The organism is Betaproteobacteria bacterium, assembly GCA_016713305.1.
Lineage (GTDB): Bacteria > Pseudomonadota > Gammaproteobacteria > Burkholderiales.
Map to the genome: position 1 here is coordinate 465,231 of JADJPK010000005.1, position 23,866 is coordinate 489,096.

At 63.0% G+C, this 23,866-nt stretch carries 17 protein-coding genes and 1 pseudogene; 12 read left to right on the forward strand and 6 right to left on the reverse strand.

The window, feature by feature from the left end:
- Nucleotides 1-47: 47 nt before the first annotated feature.
- Nucleotides 48-2,786 carry an EAL domain-containing protein gene (locus IPK20_07075; GenBank protein MBK8016502.1) on the forward strand — a complete coding sequence of 913 codons (2,739 nt, stop codon included), beginning with the start codon at nt 48-50 and terminating at the stop codon, nt 2,784-2,786.
- A 15-nt stretch (nt 2,787-2,801) separates the two neighbouring features.
- Here the strand turns inward: IPK20_07075 and gshB are convergent, their stop codons facing one another.
- The 5 genes from gshB to IPK20_07100 all read right to left on the reverse strand — a co-directional run bounded on the left by gshB (nt 2,802) and on the right by IPK20_07100 (nt 8,075).
- Nucleotides 2,802-3,743, reverse strand: a complete 942-nt coding sequence (gene gshB / locus IPK20_07080) for a glutathione synthase (protein MBK8016503.1) — start codon at nt 3,741-3,743, stop codon at nt 2,802-2,804.
- 9 nt (nt 3,744-3,752) lie between these two features.
- Complete coding sequence (gene gshA / locus IPK20_07085) at nt 3,753-5,042, reverse strand: glutamate--cysteine ligase (GenBank protein MBK8016504.1); 1,290 nt, start codon at nt 5,040-5,042, stop codon at nt 3,753-3,755.
- A gap of 227 nt (nt 5,043-5,269) precedes the next feature.
- Nucleotides 5,270-6,781, reverse strand: coding sequence for an ammonium transporter (gene amt, locus IPK20_07090; GenBank protein MBK8016505.1), 1,512 nt, complete (start codon nt 6,779-6,781; stop codon nt 5,270-5,272).
- Nucleotides 6,782-6,803: 22 nt separating this feature from the next.
- Complete coding sequence (gene glnK / locus IPK20_07095) at nt 6,804-7,142, reverse strand: P-II family nitrogen regulator (protein ID MBK8016506.1); 339 nt, start codon at nt 7,140-7,142, stop codon at nt 6,804-6,806.
- 57 nt (nt 7,143-7,199) lie between these two features.
- Nucleotides 7,200-8,075, reverse strand: coding sequence for a hypothetical protein (locus IPK20_07100; GenBank protein MBK8016507.1), 876 nt, complete (start codon nt 8,073-8,075; stop codon nt 7,200-7,202).
- A 346-nt stretch (nt 8,076-8,421) separates the two neighbouring features.
- Here IPK20_07100 and IPK20_07105 point away from each other — a divergent pair, with 346 nt between their 5' ends.
- The 10 genes and pseudogenes from IPK20_07105 (at nt 8,422) to mgtE (ending at nt 21,798) form a co-directional block, all read left to right on the forward strand.
- Nucleotides 8,422-8,676: an accessory factor UbiK family protein gene (locus tag IPK20_07105; GenBank protein ID MBK8016508.1), complete on the forward strand. Its 255-nt coding sequence runs from the start codon at nt 8,422-8,424 to the stop codon at nt 8,674-8,676.
- A 14-nt stretch (nt 8,677-8,690) separates the two neighbouring features.
- On the forward strand, nt 8,691-10,196 hold the full coding sequence (locus IPK20_07110) for a YifB family Mg chelatase-like AAA ATPase (GenBank protein MBK8016509.1): 1,506 nt from the start codon (nt 8,691-8,693) through the stop codon (nt 10,194-10,196).
- A 219-nt stretch (nt 10,197-10,415) separates the two neighbouring features.
- On the forward strand, nt 10,416-14,111 hold the full coding sequence (metH, locus tag IPK20_07115; protein ID MBK8016510.1) for a methionine synthase: 3,696 nt from the start codon (nt 10,416-10,418) through the stop codon (nt 14,109-14,111).
- A gap of 95 nt (nt 14,112-14,206) precedes the next feature.
- Nucleotides 14,207-14,872, forward strand: coding sequence for an energy-coupling factor ABC transporter permease (locus IPK20_07120; protein ID MBK8016511.1), 666 nt, complete (start codon nt 14,207-14,209; stop codon nt 14,870-14,872).
- Between the two features lie 989 nt (nt 14,873-15,861).
- Complete coding sequence (locus IPK20_07125) at nt 15,862-16,461, forward strand: hypothetical protein (protein ID MBK8016512.1); 600 nt, start codon at nt 15,862-15,864, stop codon at nt 16,459-16,461.
- A gap of 111 nt (nt 16,462-16,572) precedes the next feature.
- Nucleotides 16,573-16,912 (forward strand): annotated as a pseudogene (locus IPK20_07130) (DMT family protein).
- Nucleotide 16,913: 1 nt separating this feature from the next.
- Nucleotides 16,914-18,326 carry an amidase gene (locus IPK20_07135; GenBank protein MBK8016513.1) on the forward strand — a complete coding sequence of 471 codons (1,413 nt, stop codon included), beginning with the start codon at nt 16,914-16,916 and terminating at the stop codon, nt 18,324-18,326.
- A 143-nt stretch (nt 18,327-18,469) separates the two neighbouring features.
- Complete coding sequence (locus tag IPK20_07140) at nt 18,470-19,330, forward strand: hypothetical protein (protein MBK8016514.1); 861 nt, start codon at nt 18,470-18,472, stop codon at nt 19,328-19,330.
- A gap of 60 nt (nt 19,331-19,390) precedes the next feature.
- Entirely contained in the window at nt 19,391-20,050 is a 660-nt protein-coding gene (locus IPK20_07145; GenBank protein MBK8016515.1) for a nuclear transport factor 2 family protein, read from the forward strand.
- 305 nt (nt 20,051-20,355) lie between these two features.
- Complete coding sequence (mgtE, locus tag IPK20_07150) at nt 20,356-21,798, forward strand: magnesium transporter (GenBank protein MBK8016516.1); 1,443 nt, start codon at nt 20,356-20,358, stop codon at nt 21,796-21,798.
- Between the two features lie 108 nt (nt 21,799-21,906).
- On the opposite strand, the gene IPK20_07155 is transcribed toward mgtE, so the two are convergent.
- Entirely contained in the window at nt 21,907-22,764 is an 858-nt protein-coding gene (locus IPK20_07155; protein ID MBK8016517.1) for a long-chain N-acyl amino acid synthase, read from the reverse strand.
- Between the two features lie 429 nt (nt 22,765-23,193).
- Between IPK20_07155 and IPK20_07160 the strand changes: the two genes are divergently transcribed.
- Complete coding sequence (locus IPK20_07160) at nt 23,194-23,823, forward strand: polysaccharide biosynthesis/export family protein (protein ID MBK8016518.1); 630 nt, start codon at nt 23,194-23,196, stop codon at nt 23,821-23,823.
- The last annotated feature ends 43 nt before the right edge of the window (nt 23,824-23,866 follow it).

The window sequence follows — 23,866 nt, forward strand, 5'->3', positions numbered from 1 at the left end:
TGTCTGCCGCGCTAAATCTGCGGGGCGGCGAACCGTTATTCCGTTTGATGAACACCAACCACTCCGACACTGCCCCGTGGCGCGAACCAACCCGTCCCGTCGCTCAGGCCTTCGGCCTGCTCGCCACAGCTCTGTTCGCCCTTGCCCTGTTCTACGCAATGCATGTCTGGCAATCCGTCCAGCGAGAGCGGTCCACCGAACTGGCGAATGTGGTGGCTCTGGCCTCGCGCTCGGCCGAACTGGCCCTGCAGCGCTACGAGGAACTTCTTCCGGTTCTGGCGGGCAGTCTTCGCGAGGCACGCGACACGGAACAGGTGCAGGCGCACGTTGCGGACTACAGGCAGGCGCTGCCGGGCGTGATCGCGGTCGATCTCTTCAAGCTCGACGGCACCCACGTGACTTCGGACGCCGCAGAGGACGCCCCCGCGTTCGAGCAGAGAACGGTTGATCTCCACGGCCGAGCGCGCAATCGAAGCCTGGTTCGGCGCCAGGGTCTCGTTCCCGGCCGGCCCGTCTGGTGGTCCAACGGCAGCGGCTGGGCATTGCCGGTCCGCGTAGTCGCCGGATCGCGATCGGGATCGGACGAACCGGAATTCATCGTGAGCGCGCTCCTGGACACACGGCGGCTGGAATCGCTCTGGGGACATCTTCAGCTTCCCGCGGACACGCGTCTTGGACTGGTCTCCGACTCGGGCGACGCCGTCTGGAGGATGCCGGCGGAACAGGCGGAGTCCGCGGGCGGCGCCCACAGCAATTCCCCTTTCTGGCAGAGGCTGCGCGATGCGGGCTTTCCCGCTTCCGGCGAATTCCGCAACGGTGGAGTTTTCTCAGGTGATCGGGAGGGGTATCTCTTCCATCGCATGGGGGGGTATCCGCTGACGGCTTTCGTTGCCGTTCCCCGCCATTCCCTCTGGGCCACCTGGCTGGACCGCGTGCAGCTTCCCATCGCGCTGTTTGCGCTGGCGCTGGCCGGGCTGGTATTCGCAGCTGCATGGTCGCATCGGCAGCAGCGGACTCGCGAATCCGAGCGTGACGTGGCTGAAACGGTCTTGCGCGAACAGGAGACCGAGATCCAGCGCCAGGCAGCACTGCTGGACCAGACTCAGCGCGCCGCGCGGGTCGGTGGATGGGAACTCGACACGGTCACGGGGGGACTCTACTGGACCGACGAGACTCACCGGATCCACGAGACGGAGCCCGGCCAGTACACCCCTTCGCTCGAAGGTGCGCTCGACTTCTGCACGCCCGAGAGCCGGGAGACGTTACGGTCGGCCGTAGAACGTTCCGTGCAGTCGGCGCAATCCTGGGACGCCGATCTGGAACTTGTCACCGCGCAGGGGCGGCGGATCTGGGTGCGCGTGACCGGGCATTCCGACGCCGGACCCTCGGGGTTGCCGCTTCGGGTCTCCGGCTCCTACCAGGACGTCACCGACCGGCATCGTGCCGATGAACAGATACGCCGCCTCGCGCAATACGACGAGCTCACGTCGCTGGCGAACCGCAATCTCTTCACGCACCATCTCATGCACGCGATCGCCCGCGCAGAGCGTTACGGGAAGCATCTCGCCGTGCTGTTCGTCGATCTCGATCGGTTCAAGAACATCAACGACACCCTCGGCCACGATACCGGCGACATGGTCCTCAAGGCCATGGCCCGCCGGCTTTCCGAGAACATGCGCCAGTCCGATCTCGTCGCGCGGCTCGGCGGAGACGAGTTCGTGGTCGTGGCCGACGAACTCGAAGACATCGAAACGGTAACGGACATCGCCCAGAAGCTGCTCACCGTGATCGAGCAGCCCGTCGTGTACCAGGCGCAGGAACTCGCTCTCACGGCCAGCGTGGGGATCGCCACCTATCCCCAGGACGGGCGCGATCTTCAGTCGCTTCTCAAGCACGCGGACATCGCGATGTACCGGGCCAAGGATCAAGGCAAGAACCGTTTTGCCTTCTATTCCTCCGGAATGCACACGACGAACGTGGACCGCCTGTCCCTCGAGGCCCAGTTGAAGAAGGCCGTCGTGGAGCAAACCCAGTTCGTGCTGCATTACCAGCCGAAGGTGTCCGTGCGGGAAGGACGGATCATCGGGGCGGAAGCACTGGTGCGTTGGGTGAGCCCCGACCGCGGCCTGGTGCCGCCGAACGAGTTCATACCCATCGCCGAAGAAACGGGCCTCATTTCCTCCATTGGCGAGTGGGTCCTGGAGTCGGCGTGCAGGCAGGCCGCGGCCTGGGTGCGGAAGGGGCTGCCACCCGTGCGCGTGGCGGTGAATCTCTCCGCGCGGCAGTTCTACAGCCCGGGCTTCATCGACAGCGTGCGCCGCATTCTGGCCGAGTCCGAAGTGCGTCCCGGCGCGATCGAGCTCGAGCTCACGGAAAGCATGATGATGCAGAACGTGCAGCACGTGGCGGACCTGCTCATGGAACTCAAGCTGCTCGGGCTGCACATTTCCGTGGACGATTTCGGGACGGGCTATTCCTCCCTCGGCTATCTGAAGCGATTGCCTCTCGATGCGCTGAAGATCGATCGTTCTTTCGTCCGCGATGTACCGGGCGACCAGGACGACGTTGCGATCACGAGTGCGGTGGTGGCACTTGCCCACAGCCTGCGGCTCAAGGTGGTGGCCGAAGGCGTGGAGACCGACGAACAGCTCGCATTCCTGCGCGAGCTGGGCTGCGACGAGATTCAGGGTTTCCTGTTCAGCAAGCCCGTGCCTGCAGAGGATTTCGAAGACCTGCTCCGCCGGGACGTGCGCCTCGGACCAGCGGCCGCAAGAAACGCCGCGTGATGCGGTCGGGCGTGCTCAGACGCCGCCTGTCTCCAGAGCGTCGAGCACCATGGCGGGCACGCTGAAGCCGGTCTGATCGAGGATCTCGCGCATGCAGGTGGGGCTTGTCACGTTCACCTCGGTCAGGTGATCTCCGATGATGTCCAGCCCCACGATCAGCAGACCGGCGGCCCTCAACTCCGGACCCAGCGCCTCGGCAATCTCGCGGTCTCTCGCGGAAAGCGGTTGAGCCACACCCCGGCCTCCCGCTGCCAGATTGCCGCGGGACTCCCCTTCCTTGGGTATGCGCGCGAGGGCGTAGGGCGCGGGTTTCCCGTCTATGACAAGGACCCGCTTGTCGCCAGCACGGATATCGGGGAGATATCTCTGTGCCATCACGGTACGTTGTCCGAACGCGGTGAGTGTCTCGATGACAACCCCTATGTTGGGGTCCGAACCTCCCAGCCGGAACACCGAGCTGCCGCCCATGCCATCGAGCGGCTTCAGCACGATCTCGCCCTGCTCGGCAAGAAACGAACGGATATCGTCTTCGTTGCGTGTAACGATCGTCGGCGCGATGAAGCGGGAGAATCTGGCGATGGCAAGCTTCTCGTTGAAATCACGCAACGAGCGTGGGCGGTTGTGGATGCGGGCTCCGCCCCGTTCCGCCATCTCGAGCAGGTACGTGGCATACACGTATTCCATGTCGAACGGCGGGTCCTTTCGCATCAGCACCGCATCGAACCGGCTCAGTTCGCCGTCCGAGTCTTCCCCGGCAGAAAACCAGGCCATGTCGTCCTGGGTCACGGCAATGCGCCGCGACCGGGCCACGACTCGTTCCTGCCTCCAGGAAAGGGCGTTCTGCTCGAAGCAGTGCACCGCATGGCCGCGGCGCGCCGCCTCCCGCATCATCGCCACGGACGAATCCTTGTAGGCCTTGAGCGAGTCGATGGGATCAATGAGAAAGGCGATGTCCATTCGGCGTGCCTATGCAGCGGTCGGTTGCGGTTCGGTACGCTCGATTTCGAGCGATGCCGCCAGAAGAGCCAGACGGGCGACGACGCCATACGCGTAGAAACGGTTGGGCCCGGTGCCCCGCTGGCCGTCGAAATCGGGAGATTGGCATGGCGACTCGAACGCGAGCGGGACGAACTGCATCCCAGGTGCATTCAGGTTCTCTTCCGGCCCCCGGCTCGTGTGCACCCGGTAAAAGCCGCCGACGACGAAATGATCGATCATGTAGACGACAGGCTCCGCGACGGCGTCGTTGACATTCTCGAAGGTGGGCACGCCTTCCTGAACGATGACGTGGCTCACCTCCAGCCCTTCCTTCACCACCGCCATCTTGTTGCGCTGCTTCCGATTGAGGCCGATCACTTCCTCGACGCTCTTCACCGACATGATGCCCATTCCGTAGGTTCCGGCGTCTGCCTTCACGATGACGAAAGGTTCCTGCCGGATCCCGTATTCGCGGTACTTTTCCCGCGTCTGCTCGAGGATGCCATCCACCCACCGCGCGAGGCACTCCTCCCCTTGGCGTTCGTGGAAATTGATCTCTCCGCAAACGCCGAAATAGGGATTGATGAGCCAGGGATCGATGCCGATCAACCGGGCGAATTCCCCGGCGACTTCGTCGTACGCGGTGAAGTGATTGGATTTGAGTCGCGTGGCCCAGCCTGCATGCAATGGCGGAAGGACCGGCTGGTCGATGTCCCGGAGGATGTCGGGAATGCCGGCGGACAGATCGTTGTTGAGCAGGATGGTGCAGGGATCGAAACCGTCGAGGCCCACACGGCGGCCGTTGCGGACGACGGGCTCGAGCGTGAGCTTGGCGCCGCTTGGCAGGTCCAGCGTCGTTGCCGCCGCAATCTCTGGATTGAGGCTCCCCACCCGCACCCTCATGCCAGCTTGCCGCAGGATCGACTGCAGTGCGACCACGTTCTGCAGGTAGAAGGTGTTGCGGGTGTGGTTCTCCGGGATGAGCAGGATGCCCTTCGCCTCCGGACAGACCTTCTCCACGGCCACCATGGCCGCCTGGACACACAGCGGGGAGAACTCGGGGGCGAGGTTGTTGAAGCCTCCTGGAAAAAGGTTCGTGTCGACCGGAGCCAACTTAAACCCGGCGTTGCGCAGATCCACGGACGCATAGAACGGTGCGGCATGTTCGAGCCACTTCCCGCGCAGCCAGTGCTCGATCACGGGCTGAGCCTCCAGCAGCTGGCGTTCGAGAGATAGAAGAGGGCCGGACAGGGCCGTCGTGAGATGCGGAACGGTCATCGGTGAATGCTCGCGGGGAAGACTTGCATGGATCGGCAAACAGCCCGACGGATTATAGCGGGTGACCCTTTCCGTCCTCCCTGAGGGCACGGTCGTCGCGCGGGAGACAGTCCGAACGTCCCCCTGTCTTGGGAGCGATTCATGTTCCGCAAAAGACAACGGGCGCCTGCAGGCGCCCGTCGAAGTTGCAGCGAGCCGGCGGTGAGGAGCCGGCCGCGTCGTGAGGATCAGTAGTGGTAGGCGCTTTCGCCGTGTTCCGTCACGTCCAGACCTTCACGTTCACGCTCCTCGGAAACCCGCAGTCCGATCAGCATGTCGACGATCTTGAAGGCGATGAAGGACACCACCGCGGACCAGATGACCGTGGTGATGACGGCCGTGGCCTGGGTCGCGAGCTGTCCACCGATGGAGAAATCGGGGCTCGCGGCGTTCTTCACATAGTCCCAGATCCCGGAACCGCCAAGGCTAGGCGATGCAAAGATGCCGGTGCCGAGGGCGCCTACGATGCCGCCAACCCCATGGACGCCGAACACGTCCAGCGCATCGTCCGCACCGAGCAGACGCTTGAGTCCCGTCACGCCCCAGAGGCAGACAGCCCCTGCAACCGCACCAAGAACGATGGCTCCCATCGGTCCGACGAATCCGCAGGCCGGGGTGATCGCCACCAGTCCCGCGACGGCGCCGGAGGCTGCACCGAGCATGGAAGGCTTGCCCTTGATGGCCCACTCGAGGAACGTCCACGCCAGAGTCGCCGCTGCCGTTGCCACGAAAGTGTTGAGGAACGCCATCGCTGCAACGCCGCTCGCCTCGAGGTTGGATCCGACGTTGAAGCCGAACCAGCCCACCCACAGAAGCGATGCGCCGATCATCGTCATGGTCAGGCTGTGAGGAGTCAGCGCTTCACGGCCGTAACCGATCCGCTTGCCCACAAGGTACGCACCGACCAGACCTGCCACCCCCGCATTGATGTGCACTACCGTGCCGCCAGCGAAGTCCAGCGCCCCTTTCGCCCAGAGCCATCCCGCGTTGGCAGTCACTTGTGCGAGCGATGCGTCGTCGGTGATGGCGTCGGGACCGTCCCAGTACCAGACCATGTGGGCCATGGGCAGATACGAGAAGGTGAACCAGATCACCATGAACAGCAGCACGGCGCTGAACTTCATGCGCTCGGCGAAGGCACCGATGATGAGGCAGGGCGTGATGGCGGCGAACGTCATCTGGAAGACGACGAACATGATCTCCGGTATGGCCACTCCCTTGGAGAACGTCGCGGCGAGGGAGTCGGGTGTGATTCCGCTCAGGAATGCCTTGGAGAGACCGCCGAAGAAGGGGTTGCCCCCCGTGAACGCCACACTGTACCCGTAGATCGACCACAACACGGCGAGCAGAGAGAAGGTGACGAGCACCTGCATCAGCACGGACAGCATGTTCTTGGTTCGAACCAGGCCGCCATAGAACAAGGCAAGCCCCGGGATCGTCATGAGAATGACGAGCACGGTCGCGACGTACATGAACGTCGTGTCACCCTTGTCCACCTTGGGTGCTGGTGCAGCCGCAGGCGCTTCCGCTTCTGCCGGAGTGGCAGCGGCAGCAGGCGCCTCTGCCGGTGCCGCCGGTTTTGCAGCATCCGCCGCGGCCGCCGTCGCTGCTGCCGGCTCTGCAGGCTTGTCTTGTGCCATCCCCATGCCGGTCCAGCCTAGGGCGGCCGTGACGACGAGCAGGGTTAGAAACTTCTTCATGGGATTCTCCCCGATTGACTGATCAAAGTGCCTCGGCGCCGGTCTCGCCGGTGCGGATTCTCACGACCTGCTCCAGTTCGAAGACGAAGATCTTTCCGTCGCCGATCTTTCCGGTGTTGGCCGACTTCTCGATCGCCTCGATGACCTGGTCGAGCATTTCGGTCTTGATCGCAGCTTCGATCTTCACCTTGGGCAGGAAGTCCACGACGTACTCCGCGCCGCGGTAGAGCTCTGTGTGACCCTTCTGTCGTCCGAAGCCCTTGACTTCGGTGACCGTGATGCCTTGGACGCCGATGGCTGACAAGGCTTCGCGCACCTCGTCGAGCTTGAACGGCTTGATGATGGCGGTGACGAGTTTCATGTTGGTACCCGGATTCCAGTTGGTGGAGCAGGCCGTCGCCTGCTCCTGGTCTAGGACTCAGAACGCCTTGGTGGCGGTCACGAAGAACTGACCGTCGCCCACAGCTTCGCCGAAGCGATCCGCCCAGACGGCGACGGGGGCAGTTCCGGTGACAGTCTCCTTGGCATTGCTGCGCCAGTAGTACGCACCCCAGGTGATGCCGCCCCAATCAGCCGTGGCACCCACTTTCCAGTCGACAACGTTGAAGACGTCGTTCTTCAGGCCCAGGTTCTTGTAGGCCTGCATCTCTCCGTTGAAGCGCCACGTGCCGATATGGCCAACGAGATTGATCCCCTCGGCGATGGGGTAGGTCGCGCTGAGATCCGCGTAGTAGGTCCCTTTGGCGTCCCCGATCATGAACACGCCGTCCGTGACTGCCCAGTACAGCTTGGCCGTGATCCACTTCCAGCTGCCGGCCACATACACCTCAGCCGTGTTGGGAGTCTTCAATCCATTGGTGAAGCCGGTATCGAGCTTGTAGCGGCCGGGGTAGTAGTAATACACATAGCCGACGTCGTAGCCGAGGTCCTCACCGATCTTGTTGCGGAACCCCCCGTAAAGATCGATCTCGAGGCTCGCGCTGATGTCGGAGTTGCCGCCATACACGGCGCCGTTGACGCCGGGAGCGGCCCGGCCGAAGAAGTCCCCGGGGAAGCTTATGTTGGACCAGAATGTGCCCGCGTACAGACCCGATGCGTGGCCGTACTCGAGCGTTCCTTGAACGGCCGGCTTGCGACCGGTCTGGGAAAGGCCACGCACGATGTAGTCGGTGGTGAGCGTCAAGTTGCCCGTGACGCTGTGGGGTGACTTCTCCTCATCCGCTTGCACCCCGAGAGAGACCGACGCGCCCAGTGATGCAAGGCCGATTGCGATGACAGTCTTTCGAAGCTTCATACGAGTTCCTCTAGAGAGAGTTGTGACAGTTTGGGCGGCAGTCCGCACAAAGGTGCTGAGCGCAAGGCCCATGCCACGAAAAATAAACATATATATCAATATATTGAAGCATTGGTGCGGCGCGACAATCGGTAATGTGCACCACATTGGTGCTTTCAGCCCATTCTCGCGCACCATGGCCGTGCGCTCCCCGGTCGAATGGCCGGAGACGTCTGGCGCGGCGACGGATCGCAGTGATCTGCTAGACTCGAAAACGTCGCGACCGCGAGGCGCCAGGCATTTGTTTCCGGCGTTTCCGCTGCCGATCGATCCTCTTCAACATCGCACTCCGACCGATCCGAATCTCATGGCCATTCCCGATCCGCTCAACGAACTCGCACAGCGGTTGCGCGAGGCAGGCGCCAACTCTCCTCTCGCGGATATCGAAAAGAACTCGAGGGCACTGTTCACGAACGTTCTGGGCAAGCTGGATCTGGTGACGCGCGAGGAATTCGATGCCCAGGCACGCGTCCTGGCCCGGACCCGGGAAAAACTCGAGGCGCTGGAGCGCCGAGTCCAGGAAATGGAAACTGCAGCCGGGGCCAAGAGTCCAGCCGACTGACGCGAGGTCACGCCGTGGGGCTCGCCGTTCTCCGCAGCCGATCGCTCGCGGGCATGGAATCGCCGGAGGTGATGGTCGAAGTACACCTGGCCAATGGACTGCCTTCGTTTTCCATCGTCGGATTGCCCGATACCGAGGTCAAGGAAGCGAAGGACCGCGTCCGCGCGGCCATACAGACTTCCCACTTCGAGTTCCCTGCTCGACGCATCACCGTGAATCTGGCGCCTGCCGACCTGCCCAAGGAAAGCGGCAGATTCGATCTTCCCATTGCGCTCGGAATTCTTGTCGCATCCGGTCAGCTCGATTCGAAGGCGCATGCCGGGCTCGAGTTTGCTGGAGAGTTGGCGCTCACAGGCGAGTTACGTCCCGTACGCGGCGCACTGGCCATGGCCCACCGGGTCAACGCTGCAGGGCGAGGATTCGTGCTGCCGGCCATGAGTGCCCCGGAAGCGTCGCTGGTACGCGGCGCACGAATCTTCGGGGCGTCCTCGCTTCTCGAGGTGTGCGCCCATCTGAACGGACGCGCCGCCCTGTCTCCCTGGACTGCGGACTTGGAAGAAGAGGAGTGCCATTCGTATCCCGACATGGCGGAGGTCAAAGGGCAGGCCGCGGCCAAGCGCGCCTTGGAGATTGCGGCGGCGGGTGCCCACAGCATCCTCATGGTGGGACCGCCGGGCACAGGCAAGACGATGCTGGCCGAGCGCCTTCCGGGAATCCTGCCGCCCATGACCATGGACGAGGCGCTCGAGTCGGCGACCGTCCAGTCGGTGGCAACGAGCGGTTTCGAGCCGGGACGATGGCGGCGGAGACCCTTCCGGTCGCCGCACCACACGGCCTCCGCAGTCGCGCTGGTCGGGGGAGGGGGCAATCCTCGCCCGGGCGAAGTGTCCCTGGCGTTGCATGGCGTTCTCTTCCTGGACGAATTGCCGGAGTTCGACAGGAACGTTCTGGAGGTTCTCAGAGAACCGCTGGAATCCGGCAGGATCACCATTTCCCGTGCTGCGCGCCAGGCCGAGTTCCCGGCCCGATTCCAGTTGGTCGCCGCGATGAACCCCTGTCCGTGCGGCTTTCTCGGACACCCGAACGGGAAATGCCGGTGTACTCCCGATCAGGTCCAACGCTACCGCGGCCGGATCTCCGGTCCGTTGCTCGACCGGATCGACATCCAGATCGAAGTGGCCGCCATCCCCCCGCAGGAACTGACCGACAGGTTGCAGCCGTCCGAGCCGAGCACGGCCATCGCCGCTCGCGTGATCCGCGCCCGCGCCATGGCCCTCGAACGCCAGGGGAGCACCAATTCGGCGCTCAAACCTGGCGATGTCGACCGCCACTGCGCGAGCGATGGGGCAGGTGATGCACTTCTGCGCCAAGCCATCGAGCGGCTCGGACTCTCGGCCCGCGCCTACCACCGGGTCAGGAAAGTGGCGCGCACCATTGCCGACCTGGCCGGAAGTTCAGGGGTGACGGCCGCCCACCTGGCAGAGGCCGTGCAGTACCGAAGGCTCGGCTTCGACACTTGAGCGTGGCCGGACAACGGCATGGAACAGGCCGGGCGACGCGGATTCCACCGGCCGGCACCCGACGCAGCGATTGACACAGCAATGCGACATGGGTAGCTTGTTCTCGGTGGCGCCGATTTGAGCAGCAGCTTGCGGGCGCGTTAAAAATTCCGCTAAAGCGCCTGCCCGACCCGGCCGCTTTAAGCGGGCGGGTTTTTCATTTTCAGCGGGCTATCAGCTTTGCATCCAGACCGAACCAGACTCCTCCGCGAGCTTCTCGCCCAGCGCATCCTCATCCTGGATGGCGCCATGGGCACCATGATTCAGGGCCACAAGCTCGGCAAACAGCACTTTCACGGCGATCGCTTCCATGATCACCACTGTGAACAGACCGGCAACAACGATCTGCTGACGCTCACGCAGCCGAAAGTGATTGCGGGCATCCATGCCGCGTATCTCGACGCCGGTGCGGACATCGTCGAGACGAACACGTTCAATTCCACGCGAATTGCCATGGCGGACTACGGCATGGAATCTCACGTGCACGAACTCAACGTGGCAGCGACCCGGCTGGCGCGGGAAGTCGCCGACGACTACTCCCGCCAGACCCCCGGCAGGCCCAGATTCGTCGCAGGCGTGGTCGGACCGACAAACAGAACGGCGTCGATATCGCCCGACGTGGCCGATCCCGGTGCACGCAATGTCACCTTCGACGAACTGGTCGCGGCCTATACCGAGTCGGTCGACGGACTCGTGGACGGCGGTGCAGACCTGCTTCTGGTGGAAACCGTATTCGATACGCTCAATTGCAAGGCCGCACTCTTCGCGATCGACGAGTACTTCGAACGCACGGGCCGTCACCTTCCGGTGTGGGTGTCCGGCACGATCACGGATCTTTCCGGAAGGACGCTCTCGGGCCAGACCACCGAGGCCTTCTGGAACTCCATCCGCCACGCGCACCTCTTTGCGGTGGGGCTCAATTGCGCGCTGGGGGCCAAGGATCTGCGGGCCTACATCGCGGAACTGTCGAGAATTTCCGATACCTTCGTCAGCATCCATCCCAATGCCGGCTTGCCCAACGCATTCGGCGAGTACGACGAAACGCCGGCCTACACGTCGGCGATCCTGCGGGAGTTCGCCGAAGCAGGTTTCATCAACATCGCAGGTGGCTGCTGCGGCACGACGCCGGATCACATCCGTGCCATCGCGCAGGCAGTGGCCGGAGTGGCGCCCCGCAAGCCGCCGGTTCTCGAGAAGAAGCTGAGACTGTCGGGCCTGGAACCGCTCAACGTAGGTGACGATTCCCTCTTCGTGAACGTGGGCGAGCGCACCAACGTCACCGGTTCGAAGGCCTTCGCCCGCATGATTCTCAATGGCCAGTTTCCCGACGCGTTGGCCGTGGGCCGGCAGCAGGTGGACAACGGGGCGCAGATCGTCGACGTCAACATGGACGAGGCGATGCTCGATTCGCGGAAGGCGATGGTCACCTTCCTCAATCTGGTGGCGGGCGAACCGGACATTGCGAAGGTTCCCTTGATGCTCGATTCCTCCAAGTGGGACGTGATCGAGGCGGGATTGAAATGCGTTCAGGGTAAGGGAATCGTCAACTCGATCAGCTTGAAGGAAGGCGAGGAGGCGTTTCTCAGACAGGCACGACTGGTGCGCCGCTACGGGGCGGCAGCGATCGTGATGGCCTTCGACGAACGCGGTCAGGCCGACACGCTGGATCGCCGGATCGAGATCTGCACACGCGCCTACCATCTTCTCGTCAAGGAGGCCGGTTTCCCGCCCGAGGACATCATCTTCGATCCCAACATCTTCGCCATTGCGACCGGGATCGAGGAGCACGCATGCTACGGAATCGACTTCATGGAGGCGACGAAAGCGATCCGGCGCTCCCTGCCGCACGTGCATGTCAGTGGCGGTGTCTCCAACATCTCCTTCTCGTTCCGGGGCAACGACGCGGTACGCGAAGCGATTCACACGGCGTTGCTCTATCACGCGGTCAAGTCTGGAATGTCGATGGGCATCGTCAACGCCGGGCAACTCGGCGTCTACGAAGAGATCCCCAAGGATCTGCTCGAGCGCGTGGAGGATGTCCTGTTCGACCGGCGTCCCGATGCCACCGAGCGCCTGGTCACGTTCGCGGAAACCTACAAGGCCACGGGCAAGGCCCAGGTCGAGGATCTTGCCTGGCGCGAGTCTTCCGTCGAAGAGCGGCTCAAGCATGCACTGGTGCGAGGGATCGATCAGTATGTCGTGCAGGACACCGAGGAAGCGAGGCTCAAGTACGCCCGGCCGATCCAGGTGATCGAAGGCCCGCTCATGGACGGCATGAACTTCGTGGGCGACCTTCTCGGCGCGGGCAAAATGTTTCTTCCCCAGGTGGTCAAGTCCGCGAGGGTGATGAAGGAGGCCGTCGCCCACCTCGTGCCGTTCATCGAGGAGGAGAAGGCGAGATCGGGGACCGGGGGAGAAGCCAAGGGCAGGATCGTGCTCGCCACGGTGAAAGGCGATGTGCACGACATCGGCAAGAACATCGTCGCCGTCGTTCTCCAATGCAACAACTTCGAGGTCGTCAACCTCGGAGTCATGGTGCCGGCACAGAAGATCCTCGACACGGCGCGCGAAGTCGGAGCGGACATCATCGGTCTCTCCGGCCTTATCACTCCGTCTCTCGAAGAGATGGCCAGCGTCGCGAAGGAGATGGACCGGCAGGGGTTCGACATCCCGCTCCTGATCGGTGGCGCCACCACGTCCCGGGTCCACACGGCCGTCAAGATCGAGCCCAACTATCGCGGCCCCACCGTGTGGGTGCCGGACGCTTCCCGCAGCGTGGGGGTCTGCACTTCCCTGCTTTCCGTCGAACATCGCTCCGCCTTCGTGGACAAGGTCAAGGCGGATGCGGAGAAGACGAGAAGCCAGCACAAGGGCAAGAAAGGACAGGGCCCGCATCACTCGATCGCCGCCGCCCGCGAGCACGGTTTGAAGACCGACTGGACACGCTACCGCCCTCCGGCCCCGCGCGAGCCAGGGGTGCGTGTGCTGCAGGACTATCCGCTCGGGGAGATCGCGGAACTCATCGACTGGACACCCTTCTTCCAGACGTGGGAGCTGGCTGGACGTTATCCCGCGATCCTGGAAGACCGGGTGGTCGGGGAGGCTGCCCGCAATCTGTTCGCGGATGCCAGAGCGATGCTCGACCGGATCATCGACGAGAAGTGGCTCACGGCCAATGGGATCGTCGGGCTGTTCCCGGCCAACCGCGTGAATGGCGACGATGTGGAACTCTATGCGACCGAAGAGCGCACCGAAACGGTGGGCGCTTTCCATTTTCTCCGTCAGCAGATGGTCAAGCCGGATGACAGGGCGAATCACTGCCTGGCGGACCTGATCGCTCCCAAGGAGAGCAGGGTGCCTGACTGGATCGGTGCGTTCGCAGTGACGGCGGGTCTCGGCATCGACGACCGGGTGGCCGACTACGAGGCAAGACACGACGACTACAGCGCCATCATGTTGAAGGCACTCGCGGACAGACTCGCGGAAGCCTTCGCCGAGCTGCTTCACCAGCGGGTCCGGCGGCAGTTCTGGGGATATGCGCCCGACGAGAGTCTGTCGGTCGTGGATCTGATCGGGGAACGCTATCGCGGCATTCGTCCTGCTCCCGGATACCCCGCCTGTCCCGATCATTCCGAGAAGGTGTTTCTGTTCGAACTCCTGAAGGCCACCGAAAGAACCGGCATCCGCCTCACGGAGTCGTTCGCGATGCTTCCCGCCGCCGCCGTCAGCGGGTTCTACTTCTCCCATCCGGATGCCCGGTATTTCGCCGTCGGCCGCATCGACCGGGATCAGGTCGAGGATTACGCATCGCGCAGAGGGATTTCCATGGAGGACGCGCAGCGTCTGCTGGCGCCCGTGCTGGCCTTCGAACCCTGATGCAGCCCCACTGCCCGGGGGCGCCTTGCGAGGCCTCCGGATCGGGCTCAGAATGATCCGGCCCGCTCGAGGGGTTCGAAGTGATGGAGTCACCGATGAAGTTGTCGGCTGCATTGTTGCCTGGGGACTGGTACTGGATCGCCCATGGCGTTCTCGCGGCAGTCGCCGCCTGGGTATTTCGAACGGCGCCCTGGGCGCGTCTGCGGGACAATGCGCAGAATCACCTCTTCCTCGGGTCGGTCGTGTCGCTCCTGGTGCTCTGGAGCATCCGGCCGCCGCTGCTTCGGGGAATCGAATTCCACTTTCTCGGGGCGACGGCTCTCACGCTGATGTTCGGCCCGCAGCTGGCGATTGCCGCGCTCGGTCTGGTGGTGGCTGGCCTCGCTCTTGCCGGGCACACGGAGTGGACCGCATATTCGATCAATGTCCTGGTTCTGGCGGTGCTGCCGACGCTCGTGAGCAGGGGCGTGCACGTGGTCTCGGACCGCGTTCTTCCGCAGAACATCTTCGTCTTCATCTTCGTGCCGGCGTTTCTCGGAGGTGCCATTGCCCTGGCGTTGAGCGGTGGCGCCGCAGTGAGTCTGGTGGCTGCGTTCGGGGATCCGCTGACGGCAGGCATGGCGGAGCAGTTCCTGCCCTATTGCCTGCTGCTTTCGTTTGCGGAAGCCACCCTGACAGGCATGGTGATCACACTCATGGTGGTTTACAGGCCCACCTGGGTTGGAACCTTCGACGACGGCCGATATCTACGCAAGCAGTGACGATGACGCGGCAATCGATCAATACGGGCCGGTACCGTCAAGGCAGTCAACACTCATTCGAGGGGGCCCCCTCGGGCTTTCGAAGGGCGAGGACGCGCGAGCGGAGAACAAGGTCGTGAGATACGTTTTGCGTGGGGTCATGGGCGCGCTGGTCGCTGCCGTTACGGGACTCGCGGGAGCGGTGGAACGAGTCCATCGCTACACGGTGACCGTGGAGCCCGAACTGCGCGGGCTCGTGACCGACGCCTGCTTCGCGGGGACCCCGCCTGAGATGCTGGTGGTCGAATCGCTCGATGCTCCCGGCGCCTTCGTGGAAGGGAAGGCGGTGTCCCAGTCCCGCAAGCCGCTTGCGCCCAATGGCACCGAACTCAAGCTGAAGGACGTCGGCGAGAATGGGTGCATCCAGTATCGCGTCAGTCTGGTCGGCAACCAGACCCGGCACGATCATTCGGGCAACAGCACCAGGAAAGTCGGTCAGGACCTGTTTACCGAGCTGGGCCTGTGGTTCTGGCGGCCCGCGCAACTTGGCCCGGACGAGGACATCGAGATTTCCTTCAGGATGCCTGAAGGCTACTCGGTTTCCACTCCTTGGAGGCCCGTGGCTTCCAGCGATGCAATCCCCACCTATCGGGTCGGGCGCGGTGCCTATGACCGTCCCGCTGCGGTAGCTTTCGGCAAGTTCAAGGAACGGCTCATCGAGGTGCCGGGTTCCACGCTCCGGGTCGCGATCCTCGACGGCAATCCCCGGGCGGACCCTGAGGCGCTGAGCGTCTGGATCGAAGATGCGGCTCGGTCCGTGGCGGCGATCTATGGCCGATTTCCCGTTCCCAGTCCGCAGGTCCTGGTGATGCCGGGGGCGCGGGCATCCGAGCCCACCCCATGGGCCTATGTTCTGCGGGGAGGGCAGGCGGCCGTCCACTTCTTCGTGAACCAACGACGTCCCCTGTCCGAGTACGTGGAAGACTGGACCGCCTCACGAGCTTTCCCATCTGTTCCTTCCTTACATCAACTCGTCGGACGCTTGGCTGTCCGAAGGACTGGCCACGTACTATCAGAATGTCACGCGTGCTCGCAGCGGCGCCGTGGCTCCGGCGGAGGCCTGGCAAAGGATGCATGCCGGGTTCAAGCGGGGACGTGACAAGGGGGTGAAGGAACAGACGCTCGCGATGGCGACGGAGCGCATGTTCCGGGAGGGCGGCTACATGCGTGTCTATTGGCACGGGACCGCCATCCTGTTGCAGGCCGATGTGGAACTCCGCCGGCGCTCCGGGGGCGAGCAGTCCCTGGACACCGTGCTCGAGGCTTTCGGTCACTGTTGTCTCGATCCCGATGTCGAGTGGACTGCCCGGAAGGTATTCGAGAAGTTCGATGCGATTTCCGGAACGGATATCTTCGCCACCTTGTACGCCCGCGAGGTGAACTCCCCGACGTTCCCCGACTTGAGGGAGCTCTATGCATTGCTGGGTCTCGACGCGCTCGGGGGCAAATTGACGCTGAGGCCGGAGGCTCCCCTCGTCGGTATTCGCGATGCCATCATGGCGCCGGGCCCCTACAGGACTCCGGAGAAGCTTCTGGCTTCACGACCGTAACGCGTTGCCACAGGGCCGCGTCCGGGATATCTCGGCGGGTCGTTCGCCGTATCATCGCGGCTTCGAACGACATATCCTCGAGAGCCGCACGGCGCTCTCGCCGCCCGATCCATGCCGCCCGTCGTCCAGTCCATCCTGCTGCTCGCCGCATCCAACGTCTTCATGACCTTTGCGTGGTACGCGCACCTGAAGAACCTCGGACACAGGCCCTGGTTCATCGCAGCTCTCGTTTCATGGGGCATCGCCCTGTTCGAGTATCTGCTCCAGGTGCCCGCAAACAGGATCGGTTACGGCACGCTGACCTTGCCGCAACTGAAGATCATCCAGGAAGTCGTATCGCTGACGGTCTTCGTCCCCTTCGTGCTGCTACATGCAGCAGCCGCTCAAGTGGGACTACCTGTGGGCAGCGCTGTGCATCCTCGGCGCTGTGTACTTCATCTTCCGGAACTGACATGACCGAGATCGTATTTCGTTCTGCCACATCGCTGGCCAAAGCCATTCGCCACCGCGAACTGTCCTGCTCGGAGGTGCTGGAGGCACATCTGCAACAGATCGAAGGTCTCAATCCGATCGTGAACGCGATCGTCACCCAGACGTTCGAACAGGCGCGCAAGGATGCGGCAGCGCTGGATGCGCGCCTCAGGAAGGGTGATCCGGTCGGACTCCTGGCCGGGTTGCCGGTGGCCCACAAGGATCTGGCCGTGACGAAGGGTGTCCGGACAACTTTCGGTTCACCCCTGTTCCAGGACTTCATACCGGACGTGGACAGCCTGATCGTCGAAAGGCTCAAGGCAGCTGGAGCCATCACGGTTGGCAAGACGAACACGCCAGAATTCGGCGCGGGTTCGCAGACGTTCAATGCTGTCTTCGGGGCAACCCTGAATCCCTGGGATACGACGAGGACCTGCGGCGGATCCAGCGGTGGCGCTGCCGTGGCGCTTGCCACGGGCATGGTGCCGCTGGCGGACGGGTCGGACTTCGGTGGGTCGCTTCGCAATCCGGCGAGCTTCTGCAATGTCGCGGGCTTCCGCTGCTCGCCGGGACGCGTGCCCAATTGGCCGTCCCTGAATGGTTGGTTTCCGATTCCTGTCACTGGGCCCATGGCCCGGACCGTGGCTGATCTCGCCCTCATGCTTTCCGCGATTGCCGGCCCCGATGCCCGGTCTCCCGTGTCCTTGAACGAGTCTGCCGCCAGGTTCGCCGAACCGCTTGATCGCGACTTCCGGGGCACCCGGATCGCCTGGAGCAAGTCGCTGGGAGGGCTGCCGATCGAGCGCGAGATCATCGAGACCCTCGAACAGTCGATCGGCGCATTTCGTGACATCGGTTGCGAGGTCGAAGAGGCCGATCCGGACCTGCACGACGCCGACGAGATCTTCGAGGTCTTGCGCGCCTGGCACTTCGAAGCCTCCTACGGAGACTTGCTCAGGTCGAACCGGTCGAAGCTCAAGCAGACGGTCATCTGGAACATCGAGGAAGGCGCGAGACTTTCGGGATCCGCCGTGGGGAGGGCCGAGCGCAAACGCACGGAACTGTTCCACCGCATGCGGGCATTCTTCGAACGTTTCGACTTTCTCATATGCCCGGTGACCCAGGTCCTGCCCTTCGATGTGAAGTCGGAATACCCGATGGAAATCGATGGACACCGGCTCGGTTCCTACATCGAGTGGATGAAGTCCTGCTACCTCATATCGGCCACGACTCTGCCCGCCCTTTCGGTGCCGGCCGGATTCAGCAAGGGGGGGTTGCCGGTGGGGCTGCAGATCGTGGGGCGGCATCTGGACGACTTCGGCGTCCTGCAGATCGGGCATGCGTTCGAACAGGCGACCCGTCATGGTGATCGCCGTCCGCCAGTGTGCGTCTGACGGTCAGCCGGGTGATCAACCGACGCGCGTGACCGGTGGAGCCCATCGGGACCGTCCGGTTATGTATGATTCGGCGCCGGACCCGCCTCTGGCGGGCATTCGTCCAACAGACAAGCAACGGAGCTTCCGCGGTCAAATGAAAAGTGGTTCTCGTTTTTCTCGGTCGTCTCGGTCTGATTCTTTGCACCTCGCTCGTCTGCCCGGCTCTCCTCGGGCCCGCAGGGGCGCTGGCCCAGCAACCTCAGCGGCAGGCAGAGCCCGACGACAAGCCCGCCACGAAGCGTCCCCGGCGGACCGACCGGATCTTCGTGAAGGATATCGAGGGCCTCTGGATCAACCAGCGCTATGTGGATGCGTTGCAGAACGCGCGAGATCCGCTGGCAGCATCGAGGAAGGCGCCGCCCATCGTGATCAAGATCCAGAAGGAAGGGCACGGATACGCGGTCGCGAGAACGGATTTCGATCGCGCAATACTGCTTCGCGTGATAGACCTGCAGCCGGAAGAAAAGCCCGGTACTTTCCGGCTCTTGATGGCCGAAGACGACATGCGTCCGGTCTCGGAGTCTGACGTGACGAGAATGTCGTTCCGGGGCCAGAAGGCGGAGACCGGCCGGTTCGAGAAGCTCTCCATCGCCGAGCCCACCTTCGGCCGGAAGAAGATGCAGGACTACATTCATCTGGAAGAGGGCCTCGCTCCGTTCGTGAACCGGATGGTGATCGAAGGAGCCTATACGGACGCCGGTGGGGCGACCTATCGGTTCTCCAAGGAAGGAGAGGCGGAATTGCCCGAAGGAAAGTTCAAGTACGAATTGCGGTTGTCGCCGAAGGGCACCGAGTGCAGCGTGGTCGAGATTCCGGATGATGGCGGCGGCCCTCCGCGCAAGAGGCTGGGGTTTCGCCGGAAAGGCAATCAACTGGAATTGCTGGAGGTCGATGCGAGAAAGCCCGAGAACCTGCGGTGCTCCACCAAGCCGCTGGCCGTGCTGACACCGCAATCGCCCTAGGTCGAAGCCTTGCCGCGCAATGCCGGCATGTCCCTGGATTACAACGACGGGAGGTGAAAAATGCAGAAACGGACTTTTGGTGACTTCGCAGGGCTGCTGATGGCGGGAGTGCTCGCCCACGCCGGCTCCGCGCTTGCATGCGACGCGGCCAGCGTCGCGGACGAGGTGCTCGCAGCGGATGCCGATCGGTACAAGGGTCTCGTCACGGGGGACCTCGCGAAGGTCGGCAAGTATCTGGGAGACGATCTGATCTACACGCATTCGTCGTCCGTCGTGGATTCCAAGGAGTCCTACCTGGATTCCATCCGGTCCGGCCGGGTGGTGTACCGCCAGACCGAGCGCAGCGACATCCGCATCAAGGCCTATGGCTGCACCGGCGTCATGACGGGCCGCGGCGACTTCAAGGTGACGCTGGATGGCAAGGACATCGAAGTACCGCTGAGATTCACGAACGTATGGGTCAAGCGCGATGGCGGGTGGCAGATGGTGGCGTGGGAAGCCACCAGAATTCCTGCGAAATATCGAAACTCGGCGCACAGCGTAGACACGCGGCGGTGGCGAATGCCATCGCCGCGTGTCGTTTCTTCTCTCGCACTCGATCCATCTCGAAGGAAAGGTCGGTCCGGTCGGCGAGGTCGCGGTGCAGGACTCGTGACCTGGGGGATACGAAGGCCCGGCCGACCATGTGCTGCAGCCCACGAGGCCGGGCCGACAAGGTGAGACGCCCGCCACTTCCGTTGCCCGGGAGCGGTGCGGGACATGGGTGCCGGATGCGTCGGCCGCCCGGCGGAGGTCCGATGGCGGCTTCCGCGCTGCCTTCTCGATCTGCGGCGGCAACGTGATCCGCGCACATCGGACGGAGCTTCCCTAGAATAGCCCTCTGGCCGATGCAGCAGAGAGTTCGTGGCTTGAGGAAGGCGCGGATTCGTGGGCATGTCCTGCAGGATCGCGTCCCTGCAGAGGGCGAACCCCGTTGCGATGCGAGCCGCGAACATTGATCAGATCTCACTTGAGCGTCCCCCACCATGTCTGACGCCGACGAATCGAAGCACAAGGAAAGCGTACAGGAGAGCCTGCAACAGGTTCTCGCGCTGCTTTCCAAGCATCGTATCGTCGAGCAGCTCGTTCACAAACAGGACATGCGCAGGCACGAGCTGGTCGAGTCCCTCGTCCACAAACAGAATCTCGCCGAACTGCAGAAGAAGCTGGAGCAGCTTCACCCGGCGGATGTGGCCACCATCCTGGAGGCATTGCCTCTGGAAGAACGTCTCATCGTCTGGAACCTCGTCAAGGCCGAGCGGGACGGTGAGATTCTGCTGGAAGTGTCCGATGCGGTACGCGAGACGCTCATCGCGGACATGGAGCCCGAGGAACTCGTTGCCGCGACCGAACAGCTCGATGCGGACGAGATCGCGGATCTGGCGCCTGATCTGCCCGAGGACGTCATCGAGGGCGTCTTCGAGTCCCTGTCCACGGAAGAGCGGGAGCAGCTTCGTGCGGCGATGTCGTACCGGGAGGACTCGGTCGGCGCGCTCATGGACTTCGAGATGGTCACGATTCGCGAGGATGTTTCCCTTGAGGTCGTCCTCAGGTACCTCAGGCGCCTGGATGAACTCCCTGACCACACCGACCAGCTGTTCGTCGTGGACCGCTCGGAGATACTCAAGGGCGTTCTGCCGATCGGGACGGTCCTGGTCAACGACCCCGATCGGCAGGTTGCCGAGGTGATGGTGGAAGACAGGGTGCGCTTCGAACCGGGACAGCACGCCGAGGAAGCCGCGCAGGCCTTCGATCGATACGAGCTCGTGTCCGCCCCGGTGGTCGACGATCGCGGCAAGCTCGTGGGGAGGGTGACCGTCGCATCGGTGATGGACTACATCCGCGAGGAGAGCGACAGCGAGATGCTGAACCTCGGGGGTCTCCGAGAGGAAGAGGACATCTTCTCGTCCGTGTGGAAATCCGCCAAGAACCGTTGGACCTGGCTCGCCGTGAATCTCGTCACCGCATTCATCGCGTCCCGCATCATCGGCATCTTCGAGGGCAGCATCGAGAAGCTGGTCGCCCTGGCAGCCTTGATGCCGATCGTCGCCGGGATCGGGGGGAACTCAGGGAATCAGACCATCACCATGATTGTCCGCGCGATGGCGCTGGGCCAGATTCATCGTGCCAACGCAAAGGCGCTGCTCAAGAAAGAAATTGCCATCAGCCTGCTGAATGGCGTGGTGTGGGGAGGAATCTTCGGATTCTTTGCCACGATGCTCTACCACAGCGTGCCTCTGGGACTCGTCATGACCGCGGCCATGACACTCAATCTGGTGGTCGCGGCGTTGTTCGGAGTGTTCATACCGGTCGTGATGCACAGGCTGGGGCGTGATCCGGCCGTAGGATCGAGCGTGCTCATCACTGCGATCACGGACAGCGGCGGGTTCTTCATATTCCTGGGCCTGGCAACACTGTTCCTGCTGTGAGTCCGTCAAGACGTCAAGGTCGCCATGGGGCAGGGCGCGCCCATGCCGAAAATTGGCACTCTTAGACTGGTGTGAGGTCCCGGGATAGCCGGGTGCCGAGCGGGACGATCAGACCAGTTCGGATTCCTGCAGCGACCGCAGCCGCCCCAGAACGCCCGCTTCCTCCTCGGGAGGAAATCCATAGGGGAACAGCGTGTGGGTCTTGTTCGTCAGGTCCAGCTTTCCCGCGTACTGGTGAAGCCCCTCGGAAATCGATTCAAAACTGACGCAGAGCAGCACGGCCGGAGCGTTGACCCGCCGGTTGAGGCGTTCCGGGCCGATGACATCGAACTTCAGCGCCCGGCGATAGAAGATGACGTGCCTGGGATTGACTTCGATGACGGCACAGTCGTAGCCGCGTACCTTGTAGGCGAACAGGTACGCCGTGTGGAACAGCGCAGCCAGAATGGGTTTCGAGGAGGCCTCCGTATCGACGGCAAGCCGTGTGAACTCGCAGATCCTGGCGCCGGCATCCCGCAACTTCTCGAGTTCCTCTCCGTAGAGATCGTCGGCGCCGAGTCTGCCAGACTCGGAAGTATCCAGTCTGATGCCTACGGTGCCGACCACAACTCCTTGACTATAGGCGACAAATGTCGTCAGTTGCGGGTCTGCTTCGGTGGGCGTGCTCGGCGTCTCGTATCCGCGATGGCTGTACCGCCGCTGGACCAGCGCTCCGGCGTCATAAAGTGCCCTGGACCGAGCCAGCCGCACCTTGAACACACTCGGATCGGCTCGTTCGCCAAGGCGGCGGTCAAGCTGTTCCGTGGCGAGTTCGCCCACCGGAAACGGTTTTCCGTCGAAAACGATCAGGCGGTTGTCATCCATCAACCCGGCGGGCGTGTCCGGGTCGCTCGTCCGTTCCCGGCCGGGCTGGGTGGCCGATTCCTGCCTAAGGGAATCGATGGTCTTTCGAATCGAGGGTTCCATGCGCTTGTTCTGCGTCAACCACTTCCAGCTGGGACGGGGCAATCTCCTGTTTGAGCACCATGCCGGATTATCTCTCCAATGCACAGGCGCAGCGAGTTCCTGATCGGCGAGCGTCCCGCGATGCGCGATTTCCTGTGCTTCGAGACATCGGAGCAGGGACAGCCGGGAATGTACGCGCCTGCATAGAGGTCTTATCGGTCAATTCGCAAAAAAATCAATATGTGCCGGGGATTGCTGGAAAGTTTCGTGGCATATGCGTTGCTTTCTGGGTGAGGCTCGAGTCCGATGCGCGTTCCATCTCCCTCTGCGGTGTGCCACTGTGCCGAACTGCCTGACCGGTCCATCCAGATCCTGCGAATCGGCGGGAATCCGATCGACGATCGAACATTGAGAGCATGAGTTCCAGAAACGAAATCTTGGAGGCAAGACATGTCGCGTGACGGCTGGATTCGTTCATTGTCCCTCTTGGTCGCCGGCATGGCGGTCGTGTCGGCCCTGGTCGGTTGCGCCACCGGGCCCAAGTATCCGCCTGCGCCTCGCGTTGCAGCATCCCCCGACTACAACTACGTGATCGGGCCGGGAGACAACGTCAATTTCATTGTCTGGCGAAATCCCGATCTCTCGCAGGCTGTCCCCGTGCGTCCCGATGGCCGCATCACCGTGCCCCTCGTGGAAGACCTTCCCGCCCTGGGCAAGACGCCGACGCAATTGGCGCGGGACATGGAGAAGGCACTCTCGAAGTACATTCGCGACCCCATCGTCACGGTGATCGTGACGAATTTCGTCGGGCCCTACAGCGAGCAGATTCGTGTTGTGGGGGAAGCCGCCAGGCCGCAAGCCCTGCCGTATCGCCAGAACATGACCATGCTGGATCTGATGATCATGGTCGGGGGTATCACCGACTTTGCCGATGGCAATCGTGCCGTGCTTCTGCGCACTTCCGACGGAGGCAAGCTCTACAACGTGCGTCTCAAGGATCTTGTCCGACGTGGCGATCTGTCCGCCAACGTCGATGTGAAGCCAGGTGACGTCCTCGTGATTCCTCAAAGCTGGTTCTGACCTGGGATGCTGTCGGACCGGAATTCCCTTAACGTCAGGGTGA